This is a genomic window from Sphaerochaeta halotolerans, from assembly GCF_003429665.1.
GTDB classification, from domain to species: Bacteria; Spirochaetota; Spirochaetia; order Sphaerochaetales; family Sphaerochaetaceae; genus Sphaerochaeta; species Sphaerochaeta halotolerans.
The window spans coordinates 67,220-84,724 of record NZ_QUWK01000012.1 but is presented as its reverse complement, the minus strand read 5'-3'; the positions used below and the strand labels follow the sequence as shown (position 1 = coordinate 84,724).

At 48.4% G+C, this 17,505-nt stretch carries 15 protein-coding genes; 8 read left to right on the top strand and 7 right to left on the bottom strand.

Annotated features, from left to right (window positions below; translation table 11 throughout):
* Nucleotides 1-2: 2 nt before the first annotated feature.
* The gene (locus tag DYP60_RS11250; RefSeq protein WP_117331114.1) at nt 3-707 is read right to left on the bottom strand and encodes an L-ribulose-5-phosphate 4-epimerase; all 705 of its coding nucleotides are present in this window, start codon (nt 705-707) and stop codon (nt 3-5) included.
* A gap of 201 nt (nt 708-908) precedes the next feature.
* On the opposite strand from DYP60_RS11250, the gene DYP60_RS11245 reads away from it, so the two are divergent.
* The 4 genes from DYP60_RS11245 to fusA (DYP60_RS11230) all read left to right on the top strand — a co-directional run bounded on the left by DYP60_RS11245 (nt 909) and on the right by fusA (DYP60_RS11230) (nt 7,797).
* On the top strand, nt 909-2,966 hold the full coding sequence (locus DYP60_RS11245; protein WP_117331113.1) for a heavy metal translocating P-type ATPase: 2,058 nt from the start codon (nt 909-911) through the stop codon (nt 2,964-2,966).
* Between the two features lie 53 nt (nt 2,967-3,019).
* Nucleotides 3,020-5,050: an elongation factor G gene (fusA, locus tag DYP60_RS11240; RefSeq protein WP_117331112.1), complete on the top strand. Its 2,031-nt coding sequence runs from the start codon at nt 3,020-3,022 to the stop codon at nt 5,048-5,050.
* Between the two features lie 160 nt (nt 5,051-5,210).
* Nucleotides 5,211-5,534 (top strand): helix-turn-helix domain-containing protein, encoded by a 324-nt coding sequence (locus DYP60_RS11235; protein WP_117331111.1) that lies wholly within the window; start codon nt 5,211-5,213, stop codon nt 5,532-5,534.
* A 181-nt stretch (nt 5,535-5,715) separates the two neighbouring features.
* Entirely contained in the window at nt 5,716-7,797 is a 2,082-nt protein-coding gene (gene fusA / locus DYP60_RS11230) for an elongation factor G (protein ID WP_117331110.1), read from the top strand.
* Between the two features lie 97 nt (nt 7,798-7,894).
* On the opposite strand, the gene trmB is transcribed toward fusA (DYP60_RS11230), so the two are convergent.
* Nucleotides 7,895-8,632, bottom strand: a complete 738-nt coding sequence (gene trmB, locus DYP60_RS11225) for a tRNA (guanosine(46)-N7)-methyltransferase TrmB (protein WP_117331109.1) — start codon at nt 8,630-8,632, stop codon at nt 7,895-7,897.
* 8 nt (nt 8,633-8,640) lie between these two features.
* Nucleotides 8,641-11,913 carry a transcription-repair coupling factor gene (mfd, locus tag DYP60_RS11220; RefSeq protein WP_117331108.1) on the bottom strand — a complete coding sequence of 1,091 codons (3,273 nt, stop codon included), beginning with the start codon at nt 11,911-11,913 and terminating at the stop codon, nt 8,641-8,643.
* A gap of 43 nt (nt 11,914-11,956) precedes the next feature.
* Between mfd and DYP60_RS11215 the strand changes: the two genes are divergently transcribed.
* A complete protein-coding gene (locus DYP60_RS11215) occupies nt 11,957-12,763 on the top strand; it encodes an inositol monophosphatase family protein (RefSeq protein WP_117331107.1) in 807 nt (268 codons plus the stop codon).
* On the opposite strand, the gene DYP60_RS11210 is transcribed toward DYP60_RS11215, so the two are convergent.
* Genes DYP60_RS11210 through DYP60_RS11200 form a run of 3 tightly spaced genes read right to left on the bottom strand, consistent with a single transcriptional unit; the run spans nt 12,756 to nt 14,595 of the window.
* A complete protein-coding gene (locus tag DYP60_RS11210; protein WP_117331106.1) occupies nt 12,756-13,451 on the bottom strand; it encodes a queuosine precursor transporter in 696 nt (231 codons plus the stop codon). The two genes, DYP60_RS11215 and DYP60_RS11210, sit on opposite strands and share 8 nt — an antisense overlap.
* A gap of 6 nt (nt 13,452-13,457) precedes the next feature.
* Nucleotides 13,458-13,946, bottom strand: a complete 489-nt coding sequence (locus DYP60_RS11205; protein ID WP_160526633.1) for a nucleoside-triphosphatase — start codon at nt 13,944-13,946, stop codon at nt 13,458-13,460.
* Entirely contained in the window at nt 13,936-14,595 is a 660-nt protein-coding gene (locus tag DYP60_RS11200) for an ACT domain-containing protein (protein WP_117331104.1), read from the bottom strand. The genes DYP60_RS11205 and DYP60_RS11200 overlap by 11 nt, the downstream gene beginning before the upstream one ends.
* A gap of 227 nt (nt 14,596-14,822) precedes the next feature.
* Here DYP60_RS11200 and nrdR point away from each other — a divergent pair, with 227 nt between their 5' ends.
* Nucleotides 14,823-15,287 carry a transcriptional regulator NrdR gene (gene nrdR / locus DYP60_RS11195; RefSeq protein ID WP_117331103.1) on the top strand — a complete coding sequence of 155 codons (465 nt, stop codon included), beginning with the start codon at nt 14,823-14,825 and terminating at the stop codon, nt 15,285-15,287.
* Here nrdR and DYP60_RS11190 read toward each other — a convergent pair.
* On the bottom strand, nt 15,284-16,435 hold the full coding sequence (locus DYP60_RS11190) for a deoxyguanosinetriphosphate triphosphohydrolase family protein (RefSeq protein WP_117331102.1): 1,152 nt from the start codon (nt 16,433-16,435) through the stop codon (nt 15,284-15,286). The two genes, nrdR and DYP60_RS11190, sit on opposite strands and share 4 nt — an antisense overlap.
* Nucleotides 16,436-16,500: 65 nt before the next feature.
* On the opposite strand from DYP60_RS11190, the gene DYP60_RS11185 reads away from it, so the two are divergent.
* On the top strand, nt 16,501-16,974 hold the full coding sequence (locus tag DYP60_RS11185) for a hypothetical protein (protein WP_117331127.1): 474 nt from the start codon (nt 16,501-16,503) through the stop codon (nt 16,972-16,974).
* Entirely contained in the window at nt 16,947-17,504 is a 558-nt protein-coding gene (locus DYP60_RS11180; RefSeq protein WP_117331101.1) for a shikimate kinase, read from the top strand. Before DYP60_RS11185 ends, DYP60_RS11180 begins: the two co-directional genes overlap by 28 nt.
* Nucleotide 17,505 lies beyond the last annotated feature (1 nt).

Here is a 17,505-nt window from a genome sequence, read left to right as displayed (position 1 = left end):
GCTCACCCCTGTCTTTTCTGCCCATAATAGGCATTTTTTCCATGTTTTCTAAGATAATGCTTATCCAGCAATACCTGGTCCATCGTCCGTTTAGGATGCTGCTCCAAAAGCAGCGTGTGGTAGGCCATATTGGCTACCTCTTCCAGAACTACTGCATTTTCCACTGCCTTCTTTGCATGAGAACCCCAGGTAAAGGGCCCATGGCTGTGCACCAGCACCGCAGGAATGGAGAGTGGATCCAGCGAGGCGAAGCGTTCAACAATCACCTTGCCTGTCTCTTCCTCGTAGGCTGTCTCAATCTCAGCATTTTCCATCTCTCTGGTACAGGGAATCTCACCATGGAAATAATCTGCATGGGTGGTACCAAGGGCTGGAATACCCCGTCCTGCTTGAGCAAAGATGGTTGCCCACCGGCTATGGGTATGTACAACCGCTTGGATTTCTGCAAAATGGTTGTATAGATACCGGTGGGTAGGGGTGTCTGATGAGGGGTTGTAGGAACCTTCTGCAATCTTGCCGGTTTTCAGCTCCACCACCACCATTTTGTCCGGTGTGAGTTCCTCGTAGGGGACCCCGGAGGGTTTTATGACCATATACTCTCGCTTTGGGTCAACCGCCGAGACATTGCCCCAGGTGAAGGTGATCAAACGGTAGTGCTCAAGCAACAGATTTGCTTCACACACCTCTTCTTTCAATTGTTCCAACATAGCAACTCCTTCAGGAACCTTGGAAGGTTCCCTCTGTCCAAAAAAATCCACACAAAGAGAGAGCCACAGTCCTCTTTACAGGTGTGGTAATTCTATCATACAAACAGCGCTTCCTCATACTCTTTTTCCCCTCTTGACAAAAGGAGACAAAGTATTATTATATGAATATGTATTCATATGTTGATATTATAGGAGAACTTCATGACCGACAAGCGTAGCTGGAATGTACAAAATCTTGACTGTGCTGCCTGCGCAGCTACCATAGAAGAAAAACTGAACAAGGTAGAAGGTATCAAACAAGCACGAGTTGACTATGCAAAGAAACAAATCCATGTACAGAGTATGGAAAACAGGGATGATGCGTTCTTCCAGTCCCTTATTGCTGAGGCGAAACGGGTTGAGCCTGCGTTGAAGGTTTCCGCTCAACCTTACAAGAAGCAGCATACTTCCTTGCGCATGATCATCCGTATCTCTTCCTCCGTGCTGTTTTTTGCCCTTGCCTACTTCTTGGATACTCCCTGGCTTTTCCTTCCCAGCTATCTCATTGCTGGATACACCGTACTGCTCAAGGCAGGTACGAACCTGCTGCATGGAAAGGTGTTTGATGAAAAATTCCTAATGAGCATAGCCACGCTTGGCGCTTTCGCCATCGGGGAAACAGGGGAAGCCTCTGCGGTTATGTTGCTGTACCTGATCGGGGAATTCTTCCAGGACCGGGCTGTCGAGAAAAGCAGGAATGCGGTGATGGAAGTCCTTGACCTGAGAGCAGACGAAACAAGAATCATCCGGGATGGGAAACCGGAAATGGTTGCCAGTGAATCTGTTGCAAAAGGAAGCATCATCAGGGTCCTGGCAGGAGAGAAGATTCCCTTGGATGGGACCATCCTCAGGGGGTCATCAACCTTGGACATGCAATCCCTTACCGGGGAGTCACTTCCCCAGAACGCGAAAGAGGGGGAAACCGTATTGAGCGGGAGCGTGAACCTCACAGGAGTCCTTGATATCCAGACAACCCGGGTGTATGAGGAAAGCACGGCAACAAAGATACTTCGCCTTGTTGAAGAGTCCTCCTCAAAGAAGGCACATACCGAGCAGTTCATCACCACCTTTGCACGATATTACACTCCCTTCGTGGTATTTTTTGCCCTTGCACTGACGATAATTCCTTCCTTGCTAACAGGAGATTGGGAGACTTGGATCTACCGATCCTTGGTATTCCTGGTAGTGAGTTGTCCCTGTGCACTGGTCATCAGTGTTCCCCTCTCCTACTTTGCAGGTATCGGCAAGAGTGCCTCGCACGGTATCCTGGTAAAGGGAGGCAATTACCTGGAAGCCATCTCTACCATCGACACCATGGTCTTTGACAAGACCGGGACGTTGACCCATGGAAGTTTTTCCCTGGAAAAGATGGTGGTAACCGGCAAGACCACATTTGCAGAAACATATCTCAAGGAGCTCTCTGCAAGCTTGGAGCGTCAGAGCAATCACCCCCTTGCAAGGGCGTTCGACACACTTGATGCACCCTATGAGGCGAGCAACATCCAAGAGATTTCCGGCAAGGGCATCTCTGCCTTGATTGACGGAAAGCAGGTGACCGCAGGAAACGCTGCCCTGTTCGCATCCTTGTCCATCCCCCTTTCATCCGACAATGAGGATGAAGGGACCATCCACCTGGCAGTGGATAGCATCCATGCCGCTTCGTTCCAACTGAAGGATACAATCCGTCCAGATGCGAAACAACTTATCAAAGCACTGAGGGCCCATGGAGTCAAGCAGATGCTCATGCTCTCAGGAGACAAGGAACAACATGCCAAGGCAATTGCAGCTGAGCTAGGTCTTGATGGATATCATGCAGAGCTCCTTCCTGACCAAAAGCAGGAATATCTTGCTGAAATCGAGCGAACCAATCCCCACCTCGCTTACGTTGGGGATGGGATGAATGACGCTCCAAGCCTTGCAGCCAGCCGTGTCGGCATTGCAATGGGAAGTAAGGCCAGTGATGCAGCCATAGAGAGTGCAGATATCGTGATCCAGAGTGAAGAACTGTCAAAGCTGGAGAAATTGGTGGTCATAAGCAAGAAGACATCGCGTATTGTGAAGCAGAACATCACATTTGCCCTGGGAATAAAGGGGATTGTGCTTGTGATGGGGGCACTAGGGTATGCATCCATGGCACTGGCAGTATTTGCAGATACCGGGGTGACCATAATCGCTGTTTTCAATGCCCTGCGTATCCTTTTGCTCCGCCCTTCTCGTTGATTATGAACGACATGTGTGGTACTGTTGCTCAGATTGTTTGAAGGAAAAAGTACATGGACGAGAAGACAACACGAAATATTGGAATAATGGCACATATTGATGCGGGAAAGACCACTACCACCGAACGCATCCTCTATTATACAGGGGAAAACCATCGTATTGGAGAGGTTGACAACGGAGAAGCAACCATGGACTTCCTTGAACAGGAACAGGATCGTGGCATCACCATTGCCAGTGCAGCAACCACTTGTTTCTGGAAGGACCATCAGATCAACATCATCGACACCCCGGGGCATGTTGACTTTACCGCAGAAGTGGAGCGAGCCCTTAGGGTACTCGATGGCGCGGTTATGGTTGTATGCGCTGTCGGTGGAGTGGAACCACAGACCGAAACTGTCTGGAGACAGGCTGATACCTACCGTGTTCCCCGTATTGCATTCATCAATAAGATGGACCGTCTGGGAGCAAATTTCCACGAGGCGGTATCCGAGCTGAAACTGAAATTGGGTGCGAATCCCATACCATTGTATCTTCCCGTCGGAGCAGAGAACAACTTCAGCGGCATTATCAACCTGCTGACCAAGAAGTATTACATCTATAGCATCGAAGACCAGGGAATGACCTATACAGAAGAGGAAATTCCGGCATCCATGCAGGAGGAAGTGGATAGCTGGTATGAAAAGTTGATCGACAGCGTTGCAACCTTCAGTGATGAAATTACTGAGTTGTACTTCGAAGGGGAACCCATCGATATTGAGCTGATCAAGAGTACCTTGAAAAAGGCAACCATCGCACGGCAGGCACTGCCGGTATTTGTTGGTTCCTCATTGAAGGATATTGGTGTCCAGGCCCTCCTTGACGGGGTCATTGATTATCTCCCTTCTCCCTCTGAAGTCCCCCCGATCTTAGGCATCCACAAGAAGACCGAGAAATCGGTGGAGATTCCGTATAACAAGGAGAAACCACCCCTTGCTCTCCTATTCAAGATTCAAGTGGATAGAGAAGCCGGTCCCATGAGTTTTGTCAGAGTCTACAATGGTGTCATCAAGAAAGGTACTACCTTGATGAACATCAGCAAGAAGAAACGGGAGCGGGTGAACAGGATTCTCCGTATGCATGCTGACAGATCTGAAGAGTTGAGTGAACTTGAAGCAGGTGACATTGGTGTAATCATTGGGTTCAAGGAAGGACGAACTGGTGACACACTAGGAAGTGAAGGTGCCCAGATTCTCCTTGAAGAGATGCATTTCCCCGTTCCTGTCATCTCAGTTGCCATTGAACCTAACAGTCTCAGCGATGGCGACAAGCTCCGTTCCGCACTTGGCATTCTTGCACAAGAAGATCCCACCTTTACCTATCGGGATGATGATGAGACAGGGCAGTTGGTTATCAGTGGTATGGGCGAGTTGCATCTGGATGTACTGGTGACCAGACTAACCAAGGAGATGAAGATCAAGGCACGGGTGGGCAACCCGCAGGTAACCTATCGTGAATCGGTTACCAAGGAAACCAGTGGCAGTGAGAAGTTCTCCAAGATCATTGCAGGCAAGGAAAATACTGCTGAGGTGGGCCTTACTATCCGTCCCCTTCCCACCGGGAGCGGGAACCGCTATCGTTGTTCTGCAAAGGTTCGAGGCATGGATGAGCAGTATTATGAAGCAGTAAAGAGAGGAATCACCAATGCATTCAAGGGTGGTATCCAATTTGGGTATGAAACCGTCGACCTTGAGGTTGAGGTAACCAGCATCACCTATAATGAACTTACAGCTACCCCGTTTGCATTCGAGGCGTGTGCTGCAATGTGTTTCGACAAGGTGGCTCAGGGAGCCGGTCCAATCCTGATGGAACCGGTAATGAAGGTTACCGTTATTGTCCCCACACAGTACGTAGGGGAAGCCATCAGCAGTATCACCAGCAGGGGTGGATTGGTCAACAGTATCGAGAGCAGGACTGCAAGTGAGCATATCCATGCACAGGCACCACTCTCTCAACTATTTGGATACTCTACTGTGCTACGTTCAGCGACACAAGGAAGGGGAACCTTCTCGATGGAGTTTGACCATTATGCGCAAAAAACCCGCTAATGGTATGGGAAATATCAAAAGAGCATGGTTCCAATCTTGCGGAATTGTGACAATTATGCCTAATATGTACTAAAAGAAAGGGTAAATACTAGACCGTTGGAGAATATTTACACTCTTTTCGGTTGATTTAACTATTGCAATTTCTTAAGAGGAGTACAACATGGCTAGAACCTACAATTTGCAGGACATTTTCGCAAGAAATCTGAAGGAGCGCAGAAGAAAGCTCTCTCTAACTCAGGCTCAGTTGGCTGAGAAGATCGGCGTTTCCACCTCATTTGTGACAGAAATCGAGACTTCAAGGAAAGCACCTTCCTTCTCCACCATCGAGAAGATCAGTGCTGCGTTGGATGTACCTTGTTGGACATTTTTCTGCGAGGACGGCGACAAGCTTCCCAATGATGTCACCGTTATGGATCAATTCGCATATAAACTCAAACAGGACATCAACCACATCATTGATGTGAATGTCAGCCTGACGCGTTAGGCGAGACAAACAAGATTGTTCTCACACATATACCGGCGGACATCCTCTGGCAGAAAGGTGTCTGCTTTTTTGTGTCCGGGTGATTGAGCGCTCAAACAGAATTCTTTTGACATATGAGTTGATGGGGCGTACCATACATGCATGCGTTCAAGATTAGCATAGTGTGATCAAAGGAGGAACTATGAGCGTTGTCAGCAATGATTTAAGGAATGTCGCCATCATCGGCCACAACGGCACCGGGAAAACCACGTTGGTGGAGCAATTGTTATTTTATGCCAATGTGATTCCCCGGGCAGAGAATGTCTCTAGTGGAAAGACAGTAAGTGATTATACGGATGAGGAAATTGCCCATAAGATTTCCATTCATGCTTCCCTCGCCTCCCTGGGCTGGGAAGGAAAGACTCTGAACATCATTGATACTCCGGGAACCGCAGGGTTCATCGGGGAGACCATCTGCGGATTCCGATCCTGTGAGTCGGCAGTAATGGTTGTTGACGCACGTGATGGAGCCCAGATTGAGACCATCAAACTCTGGCGTCATCTTGATCAACGCAATAAACCACGGGCGGTTTTCATCAACAAGATGGACCGAGACCGTGCAGACTATACACAAGTACTCGAAAACCTTCGCGAAACATTCAAAGCCAACTTTGTTCCTGTCGTCATTCCTATTGGTAGCGGCAAGGATTTCAGGGGCACCATCAATCTAATTGAAGACATAGCCTACATGGTCGGCCAGGATGGGAAAGAAGGTGAAACTGAAATTCCTTCCGACATGAAGGATTTTGAAGAACAGTACCGTAACGACCTTGTAGAGAATGCCGCAGAGGGTGCCGATGACCTGATTGAAAAATACTTTGATGAAGGTACGCTCTCCAGTGAAGATATCCGACGGGGCCTGCGTGAAGGCATGGAAGACAACCGCGTCATCCCTGTTTTCTGTGGGGCATCGGAGAAAGGAATCGGTATAATCAGCCTGCTCAATTTCATAAAGAACAACTTCCCTAAGCCGATCGGCAAGACCGATTGGATCATCAACGAAGATGGTAGTGAGGAAGAGTTTACTATCACTGAGGAAGGCCCTGCGGCTGCAGTGGTGTTCAAGACGACAATCGACCAGTTCAGCGGTAAATTGAGCTTCCTGAAAGTCCTCAGAGGGGTGATCAAGGGAGATACCGAATTGTACAACCCGCATCTCAACAGAAAGGAGCGTTCGGGTAAGGTATTCAGGCTCGTCGGCAAGAAGCTCATCGAGACGGACCTATTGGCAGCTGGAGACATCGGCGTCATTGCAAAGAGCAACATTGCCTCCACCAACTCAACGCTGGTAGAAGGCAGTGACACGAAGTTCCAGTTCAAGCCTCTTGCCTTCCCGCAACCAATCTACAGCCTTGCAATCAGTGCTGAGGACAAGAAGAGCGAAGTGAAAATGAACGAGGCTCTGCACAAGGTCACAGAAGAGGATTTGACGTTCCTGATCAAGTACAACGAGGAGACCAAGGAGAACGTGGTTGCCGGTATGGGTGAGCTACATTTGAATATGATCCTCGACAAGGTCAGGGAGAAACAGAAAGTATCCATCATCACCAGGCTTCCCAGAGTTGCATATCGCGAGACCATCACTAAGAAGAGTGGCATCGCTGAGTATTCACACAAGAAGCAAAGTGGTGGTCATGGTCAGTATGCCCGTGTCCTGATTGAGATTGAACCATTGGAAAGGGGTGCCTATTACTCTTTCACCAACGCCATCAAGGGCGGTTCAGTCAGCAAGGGATACATCCCCGGCATTGAGAAGGGCCTGCACGAGATGATGGAAGAGGGATATCTTGCGGGGTATCCAATGATGGATATTGGCATTACACTCATCGATGGAAAGGAGCACCCGGTTGATTCCAGCGAAATGGCGTTCAAGCTTGCTGCAAAGGGAGCTATGAAAATTGCGGTGGAAAAGGCCAAGCCTGTCCTACTTGAACCAATCATGCTTCTTAGTGTATATATAGAGAATGATTATCTGGGCGACATTCTTTCTGACTTGAGCAGTAAGCGAGGACGCGTACTTGGTCAGGAAGATATGGGCAATCTACAGTTGGTAAAAGCCCAGGTGCCTCAATCAGAACTACTCAACTATGCAATCGACCTAAAGTCGATGACTAGTGGTACGGGAAGTTTTGAAATGGAGTTCGACCATTACGAGCCTCTCAGTGGTAAACTGGCTGATGAGGTAATCAAGACCTACAAGGATTCCTTGGTGGATGAGGAGTAGGTGGTGGACAATCAGATTATTGCTTTTCTGATTGCTTGAGAGTGAATTTGTGGAACCTTGGAAGGGAGCTTGCGGCGGCAAGCTCCCTTCCCTCATCTCAGCGCTTCTCCACCCAGACCTCGTTGATCGGATGAGCCTTTGCGAGTCCCTTTTCCTCAAACCGTGTAGTATCACGCCAAGGAACGGGGGGAGCAAATCCATCATGGGGGTTTACCAGGGTTTCTGTCTTCTTAAAAACCTCAAGCATCTGGTAGGCATATTCCTCCCAGTCGGTAACACAGTAGATGTATCCACCCTTCACCAGCTTGCTCGCGAGCAGGGAAGCAAAAGGCTCCTGAATGAGTCGACGTTTCTGTTGTCGTTTTTTCGGCCAAGGATCAGGAAAGAATATGTGGAATCCGGCAACACTGTTATCGGGGATCATAGAGCGGAGCACCTCCACTGCGTCAAAGCGCATCAGACGTACATTATCCAGTTGTTCCCGCCCCACTACATCCAGAAGCTTGGTGAATCCTGAAAGGAACACCTCCAGCCCAAGATAGTTGAACTGGCTGCGCTCCTTGGCAATACGGGATGTGGCTGTACCCATACCGAAACCAATCTCAATGACCAAGGGATTGTCATTTCCATACACCTGGGAGTAGTCCAGCAGTTCCTGACGAAACGGGATTCCATAGGTCGCATAATAGCGTCTTACCGCCTCCACCTGGAACGTCTTGAGGTAGGACCCTCTGAGCACATAGCTCTTGATTGCACGTCTTGCGCCTTCGCTTCTGCTCTCAACCCACTGCAATTCCGGAATATCCTGAAAGATTGTTTCTTGCGTAACTTGCATGCAAACTCCTACAGCAACCGCTGCAATTTCTCCATCAGGAACAAGGCTTTGTCCTTGAGGGAAACTGCATCAGTTTTCATATACATGATGTTCATCTTTCGCATGTCCAACCACACACGTTTGTTACTCAAGGCAATGAGATTCATCACCTTGTTTACATTCAGATCTGCAACCTTGCCGAATTCAATGCTTACAACTCCCTTTCGGTCTGTCAAATGGATGATGGACAATTTCCGGCAAAGAATTTTGATCTGAGCAATGTACAAGAGGTTGGCAACCTCCTCAGGAGGTGGCCCGAACCGATCACTGAGTTCACTACTCAAGGAGTGTAACTGTTCTTCATTGTTTATGGAGGCAATCTTTCGATAGATGTCAAACTTCACCGAAGGCGCCTTGATATAGGTATCGGGAATGAAACCGGTATAATCGAGTTCGAGGAATACTTCCTTGTCTTCTTCCTTCAAGCCTTCCTTTCGCAGGTCCCGAATCGCCTCATCAAGGATTCGAATGTACATATCAAGACCAACAGAGGAAAGCTGACCACTCTGCTCCCTTCCCAGGAGATTTCCGGTTCCCCTGATCTCCATATCCTTCATGGCCACCTTGAACCCGGAACCAAGTTCCGTATGTTCACTGATGATCTTGAGTCGTTTCACTGCAATTTCACTGAGAGCACTGCCCTGGGGATAGAAGAGATAAGCATACGCTTGACGGTCATTGCGCCCCACCCTCCCCCTGAGCTGGTAGAGCTGGCTCAGCCCATACCGGTCTGCACGGTCGATAATCATGGTATTCACGTTGGGGATGTCGATACCGTTCTCAATGATGGTTGTTGAGACCAATACATGGATTCCTTCATGGACAAAGCGCCTCATGGTATCCTCCAGTTTCCGGCTTTCCATCTGCCCATGCGCGCTCTCGATGATCAAATCCGGCAATAAACTCGTCAGCTGATGGACCACCTCATCAAGGCTCTCAATTCGATTGTGCAGAAAGAAGACCTGCCCACCCCGATCAATTTCCTCCCTGATTGCCCGTACAATGACATCCTGGTCGTATTCGCCGATATGTGTCTCGATGGGGCGGCGTGCAATCGGAGGAGTAGCAAGCAGTGACATGTCCCTGATCTTCAAGAGAGACATGTAGAGGGTCCTCGGAATGGGTGTTGCACTGAGGGAGAGTGAATCAATACTGTTCCTCAACACCTTGATCCTTTCCTTATCCTTTACACCAAAACGCTGTTCCTCATCAACAATCAGCAGCCCTAGATCCCGATACATAATGTCCTTCTGAAGTATTCGATGAGTACCGAACAGAACATCAATCTTTCCTTCTGCGACACTCAGCAAGGTTGTTTTCTGATCCTTCTTTGGCACAATCCTGGAGAGTTGGGCACAACGGACCGGAAAGCTCCCCAAACGGCTGACAAAGTTCTGGTAATGTTGTTCAGCAAGAATTGTGGTAGGAGCCAAGAAAGCAACCTGCTTTCCACCCATGACCGCCTTGAACGCAGCACGGAAGGCTATTTCAGTCTTTCCGTAGCCAACGTCGCCGCAGATGAGACGGTCCATGACCATCGGTTTCTCCATATCATTCTTGATATCCTCGATGCAAGCCAGTTGGTCAGCTGTCTCGTCGAAAGGGAAGGATGCCTCAAACTGCAGTTGCCAATCAGTATCCTTGGGAAAGGCATATCCCGGGCTGTTCTGGCGTTTTGCATAGAGTGTGATCAAATGTTTTGCAAGGTCCTCGGCTTTCTTGCGGGCCTTGGCTTTCTTGTGCTCCCAACTTATGCCACCAAGTTTGTCCAGTTTTGGATTTCCCCCATCGCTTCCTATATAGCGCTGGACCAAGTTGGCCTGCTCGATGGGGACATAGAGCATCTCACTGTCAGCATAGGCAATCTTGATGAAATCACGTTCACGGTCAAAACTGGAAACACGGTCAATCTTGACGAACTTTCCCACCCCATAGTTCACGTGCACCACATAATCGCCCTCATTCAGATCAACAAATGAGTCCAGCGGGGTCGATTGGGTATGCTGCAGGGTCTTGACCACCTGTCTTCTACGTCCAAATATCTCGTGTTCACAGATTGCAATGATCTTGGTGCTGGGGATGGAGAATCCCCCCGAGAGTTCCATTCTCTCGTAGGAGAGAAACGAGAAAGCACTGAGCATCTGAGCAAGGCGTTGCAGTTGCAACTGGTTCTCGGTAAAGATCGTTACCTTCCACCCTTGTTTTTCAAAGCTCTTGAGGTCTTCCTTGAGCAACGTAAAATTCCCAAAGTAGGAACGAGGGCCTTCTATATCGAATTTGAAGGCATCAGGGGTCTGTCCTGCAAGATCCATCAAGGTGATAGAATACTTGCAATTGGTCTGGAAAAGGGGGAAATCGAGCAACAACTCATCCGGCTTGAGCACATCCCGATCTTCCAGGAATGCTTGCCGGTAGAGTGACTTCGCTTCAAGTTGCAAACTGTGAAAGCTGGTGGCGAGCCGTTTGTCTCCGATGAAACAAAACAAGTCTTCATCACCAAGGTAACCCCTGATTGAGGAGGTGGCAAGCTTGTCCGTAGCATCAACCAGAGAGAGGGTAAAATGGTCTACAGGGGAGAGTGTCTCCTGTGTGATGGGATCAAAACTGCTGATCTTTCCCACTTTATCCCAGTCTGCATAGATCCTGAAGGGGTGCTCACTCTCATAGGGGAAAATGTCCATGACCTCTCCCCTCAGGCTGAACTCACCCATCGAATTGGTGGAGACAGTGTTGAGGTAACCCGCCCGGGAAAGTTGTTCTGCAATACGTGTACTATCAAACGCTCCCCCCACCCGCAGGGAAAGAGATGAAGCTGAGAGCGTCTCAGGGCTGACCAGCGGACCTACAAACGCTCGCAGGTGTGTGACAATCATCCCATGCCGCATTTCAGTAATCGAGGTCAACCGGTTGAGTTGGTCGTATTCAACATTGTCCCCACTGAACGGGGTGTACAGCTTTCTCCCATTACTGGGAAGGTACACGGTCTTGAGTTCATCTGCATAGGGGGCATCCTGGTTATTTGAGACACCACTATCCTTGAGCAAATCCTTTGCGCTCTCCTCTGTTGGACAGATGACCCAAATACGGCCTTTGTGTTTGCGCGCAATCATGCGAAGGAACTGGGCCAACGGATATCCTTCCAACCCTTCAATGTGCAGGTGTCGGGTCGTCGTGCCATACGCCTTGTAAGCAGGACTGTTTTTGATATACGATTGGACAAGGGTTGAAATAGGTGTTTGCATAAGCGCCATTACCCTATCATGAGCAAGAAGGTTATGCAAGATAATGGAAAGCACACTAGATAAGAAAGCATTGGATTCACTCGCTCTTGCCGTACGGGAAGCAGGGATGTATGCCAAGGCACAACAGCAACATATCAGTCGATCATACAAGAAGGATGGTTCGGTGATTACCGAAACAGACCTTACAATCTCGAAGCAGATCATCTCCGTCATCGAGGGGCTCTTCCCCTCTATGAACATCATCAGTGAGGAGACCCTGACCCCCTACAGGGAAGCATCTCCGTTCACCTTTGTTCTTGATCCAATCGATGGTACGGATGTCTACTCACAGGGGCTTCCTTCCTGGGCGGTGGCTTTGGGTATTCTCAATAAAGACAGAGTGCCCGTCGGTGCCATGATCAGTGCTCCGCGTTGGGGAATTGGGGAAGAAGACCTTTTTGTACGACTTGATCCAGGGAAGGAGCCCTTGATAAACGGGCAACCGTTGATTGTGGAAGGCAATAAGGATTTCCCTTGGCAAATCACGATGGGTTCAAGCGGGCAACGTTTGATGGACTTTTCCCGGTATGAAGGAAAGATCAGGATCTTCGGGTCATCCATCATTCATATGCTTAGCCCTGTGATTTATGAGCATATCCAAGGATGCGTCAACCAAAGTTGTTATGTCTGGGATGTAGCAGCCTCACACGCAGTCCTGCTCTCGGCAGGAATGCTGGTTGAGTACGTGGATGGAAAACCATTCATCTACGATGATGATTTTCTCTTGCACCGTAAGCCATTCTCTCCTTCCCTTTATGTAGGAACAAGAACATGCATCGATGCATTGAAGGTTGTGCTCCCTCCTAAATAGTAGGGACGGGAATCTTCTCCTTATCGTACCAGAAACGGGCAAGATACATGAATGGGGTATCCAGTACAGCCACTACCCATTTCAGGAGATAGGTACTGATGACTATTCCGGTCAGCACCTCTGTCGGGTAGACGCCCCAGAACGCTATAAAGGTGAATACCAAGGTATCAATGAGTTGGCTGACGATGGTACTCAGATTGTTCCTCAACCAGAGCGTGCGATTCCCCGGATGTTTTCGCTTCCAATAGTCGAAGGCCCATATATCGTGCAGATTGCTCACCACATAGGCCACAAGGGAACCAAAGGCGATTCGAGGCATTAGGCCGAAGATCATGGAAAGTGAGGGGTGGGCGATATCCGAGGCAGCCGGCTCAAACAACAGAGCCATCTGCATAAGGATTGTCATGGAGAGCAGACTGAAAAATCCAATAGCAACCGCCTTTGATGACTCCTTCTTCCCATAAAGCTCACTGAGAATATCCGTTGCCAGAAATCCCGTTGCATACACGATATTGCCCAAGGTTGCATCAAAGCCAAAGAGCATTACATTCTTTGTTACCTGGATATTTGCCACGATGACACTGATGGGTATCCAAATATAGAGTCCCAATTTTCCCCACAATCTGAAAGCGATAAGAATCATGACGAAATTCAGAGCCAGCATTCCTATCCAGTAGAGTTCATTCATTGCATTTCATTCCTTATACCCGACATACTTGATCTCCACCCGCTCCTTGGGAATGGAGAAACTGTTCAGCACCGCTTCAATAAAGGGAATGCGTACCGTAGCGAATACTTGCAGACCTGGAGTGTCCAATGCCTTCCTGAAAGAACGGGCAAGTCCTTCCCCAGCTATTTCCAGTCTGCCTATCTCATCAAAGATAGCCACCTGTGAATATTCCAGGTTCCGGATTATCTGAGCATTTGCCCAATCAAAGGCCTGTTCATCCAGATAGAACCTACCGATACGTTTCCCCTGCCCGATCGGCTGCTCACAAAGGGCCAATCGTTCTTCTTGTGAAAAGAGGTCCTTGAGTCTATACACGGTTTTTTCGGGATTTGCAAGGGCAAGTACCCCACAGACACGCTTCTTTTGGATAGCAAGTTGCTGAATCAAGGGGAACAAGGAAGTAGTCTTTCCCTGGTCGCGCTCAGCAGCATAGAACGTTATGCTAGCTTGCACGGAGGAACCCTTGCAGCACATCAAATGCTTTCATGGAGTCCTCACGCTTGATTACAAAGGTCAACTCATTCATGGTGGAGACAATCTCGATTACGTTGATCTGCTCCCAAGCCAGATGGCGCACTGCTTCATAGACAATACCAGGGGTCTGCAGGAAATCTCCTGTAAACACCAGGGAGAGTGCAACCAAATCGTTCATTTGGTTGAGAATCTCCTCACCTTCGGTCAACTCATCTACCAGATACCGATATTTCTCACTTACCGCCAGGGAGACTTCGTGGCTTCCCAGGGTAATGTTGAGGAAATCACCTTTTTCAGTGGAAATGCTTTTGTACAGAATCCCCAGCTTACTGATGAAGTCGTCCTTCCTGACCAGATTCACATCGAAAATATTGGTTTTCATGACAATTCCATACTCTACATTGCCATGGTTGGTCTTCGCAGTCTCTTTCTTCAGTTCTTCTCCATAACGACGAAGGGCCATCACTATGGCACTGGCCTTGACCTCTTTACCATATGCCTTCTGAACTTCATCCTGGATAGAGGAGGCATAGTTGCTGAATGAGAGAATCCCATTGATCAACATCTCATGGATAAATGGACTCTTGTCCACAATCCTTTTTACACAGCTACTCACTGATTCCGCCATACCGTCCTCCGCTATGTTATTATTATCACAATATCGTTTTAATTACAACAAACAGAGTACATAGTAGGAGATTTTTGTACAAAATTGTTTTTATCTATGTATTCAAGCGAAAAACTACATATAGCGTATTTTTTTCCTTATTATTTAAAGTTACTGCAAATAGTACCACTATTTTATTGAAAACTGGTACTTCCTTTGGTATACTGAACGCAGAAAGGAGTACACCTATGCGATGCCCACACTGCTCAGCAATGAATGACAAGGTCCTTGAATCCAGGCAGAATTCCAGCGGTTCGTCGATTAGACGAAGACGGGAATGCAATATCTGCGGGTACCGATTTACCAGTTATGAACGGATTGAGGACAAGCCCCTGATGGTTATCAAACGAGATGGGAGAAGAGAACCTTTTGACTTGAACAAAATCGGTCGCGGAATCCGTTCCTGTACGGAAAAACTAAAGATCGGCGAGAATGAAATTGACCTGCTGTTACAGAACATTGAGGAGGCCATCCTGCTCAAGGTGGGAAGCAAGCGGGAGATAGCCTCAAGCGACATCGGGGATGAGACGCTCAAACAGCTCAAAGAAGTCGACCTGGTTGCATATGTTCGTTTCGCTGCTGTCTACAAAGCCTTCAATGACTTGGGGCAGTTCATTGCAGAAATCCAGAAACTGGGCAACGAACTTGCCTAACGAGCATCAAACCATTTTCCGGTCAGGGAGTGTTCTATGCTGTCATTGAGATGCTCAGGTTTGAGTATCTCATTGGCACAATCAAGACAGAAATTGTCACTCATTCCAGCCACATAGTCATAGATGAGTCGACCAACATTCCCATCCCTCTGTTCATACTCCTCATGCATATCCATCAAGTGATGGTAGAAGCCCATGGCAAGCATGTTTTTCTCCTGCACGTACAATTCCTCTCGATAACCGTAGGTTTCCAGCAGGAAGGTCAGGTAATCAAGAATAAGTGTCAACAAGCGGGTGAAGTACCGCTCATACCCTTCAAGCATGGGACTCTTGTAGATTGACTGGTAGTTGAATTTGATCATCTCCTGCACAGAAGGAAATATTTCATCACTGAAACTGATTCCCGCCGATTCGTTGGAGTGCTCAATGATATCATTGACCAAGGTGTCGATGATATCGGCATTCCTTCTTCCCAGGATACGGGTAACCTGCTCAGGAAGCTGTTCCTCACTGATGATTCCCAACCTACAAGCATCTTCAAAATCCCTTCCAAGGTAGGCAATGGTATCGCTGAAGCGGACCACTACTCCCTCATAGGTTGCAGGAACCAAACCTTTTCTACTGATAATTTGCTCCAGCTCCCTCACGACAAAGGTCGGCTTGATGGACTGCACCAATTGCTCACCGTTGTGACAGGCTATTCCGTCTCTTACTGCATAGGTGAGGTTCAGCCCTTTCCCGTGGGCCGTAAGAAAATCGACGACACGCAGACTATTGACCTCATGCTCAAACGCTGGGAATCCTGCCTTCTGCATCTTGGCCGAGAGAATTTTCTCCCCGGTATGGCCAAATGGGGTATGGCCAAGGTCATGTCCCATGCCGATCGCCCACGCAATCTCACTATCCAAGCCGAGTCCCTTGCATATGGTTGAGGCAATGGAAGAGACGTGAAGACAGTGTTCCATCCTCGTACAGATATGATCATTACTGGGGGCGAAGAATACCTGTGTCTTGTGTTTGAGCCTGCGAAACGGTGAAGAGTGTATGATGGCCGTGGTATCACGATAGTACGGACCTCGTACATCCTCAATCTTCTCTCGTTTTCGTTTTTTCAGCAGCGCACTGGAGATTTGATTTTGTAATTCCATAGTTATTCCCCAAAGAGTTGCCCTATGGTATCATAGGAAAAGACCCTTTGGATAGCGGAGGAACCATGATTGAAATCTATGCACTCCCTTTGGTTTGCCTGCTCTTGAACTTCCTGGCATTCGCAGCCTGCCTGCGTTTCCTCTTTTCACGCCAGGGACTCTACTGGATTGTGCCACTGTTTCTTACTCTTTTCATTCTCTGGCCGAATGCACTCAAACTCTACCAAGTGGCAAGCAATACTGCCCGGGTAAGCCTTCCCTACTCCTATCTCGATCTACAGCCCTTGCTGCTCTCACTGTTCTGGTATGCCATGATTGTTACCTTCCACTACGCTTTGAAGAAAACCATCAGGGTGAACCACTATGAGGAACAAGTGAGAAAAAACCTGCATGAAGCACGCTATCAGATGGCAGTGGAAATGATGATTCAAGGCCGAAAGGAAAAACGAAGAAGACAATATTATACCAAGGCTCCAGCAACAAAGCCCATCATTGATGCCTACAGTGCATCATGGACCGATTTATTCGACCAGAGATGAATATGAGACACCTCTACTTCTGCGGAATCAAGCACAGCGGTAAATCCACGCTTGGAGAGCTTGCCGCCAAAGCATTGGATTACTCCTGGATCGATCTGGATGACTTGGTCCTCCAGAATATTGTTCCTTGCCGTTCCATCCGCGAATTCTATCAGCAAGCAGGCAAAAAGGCATTCATGGAAGAGGAAGTCAAGGCACTCAGGACCTTTCTCAGCACCACGCAAACACCCTATATCATCAGTCTGGGGGGAGGGGCTTCGGACAACCAAGCCTTGATTGAGCTGGTCAAGCAATCGGGAAAGCTTGTTTATCTGGAAGTGGATGAGTCAGTACTCCTGCAGCGAATCCTGGAGGGAGGAATTCCACCCTTTCTCGACCCTTCATCTCCCCAGGCCTCCTTCGCTTCGCTCTATAAACGGAGACATGAGCGCTATAGCAACATTTGTGACATCATGGTACGATTACCCAATTATGTGGACGTCCGCGATACAGCGCGGTTCCTGGTTGATAGACTGAAAATCGAGGTTTGAT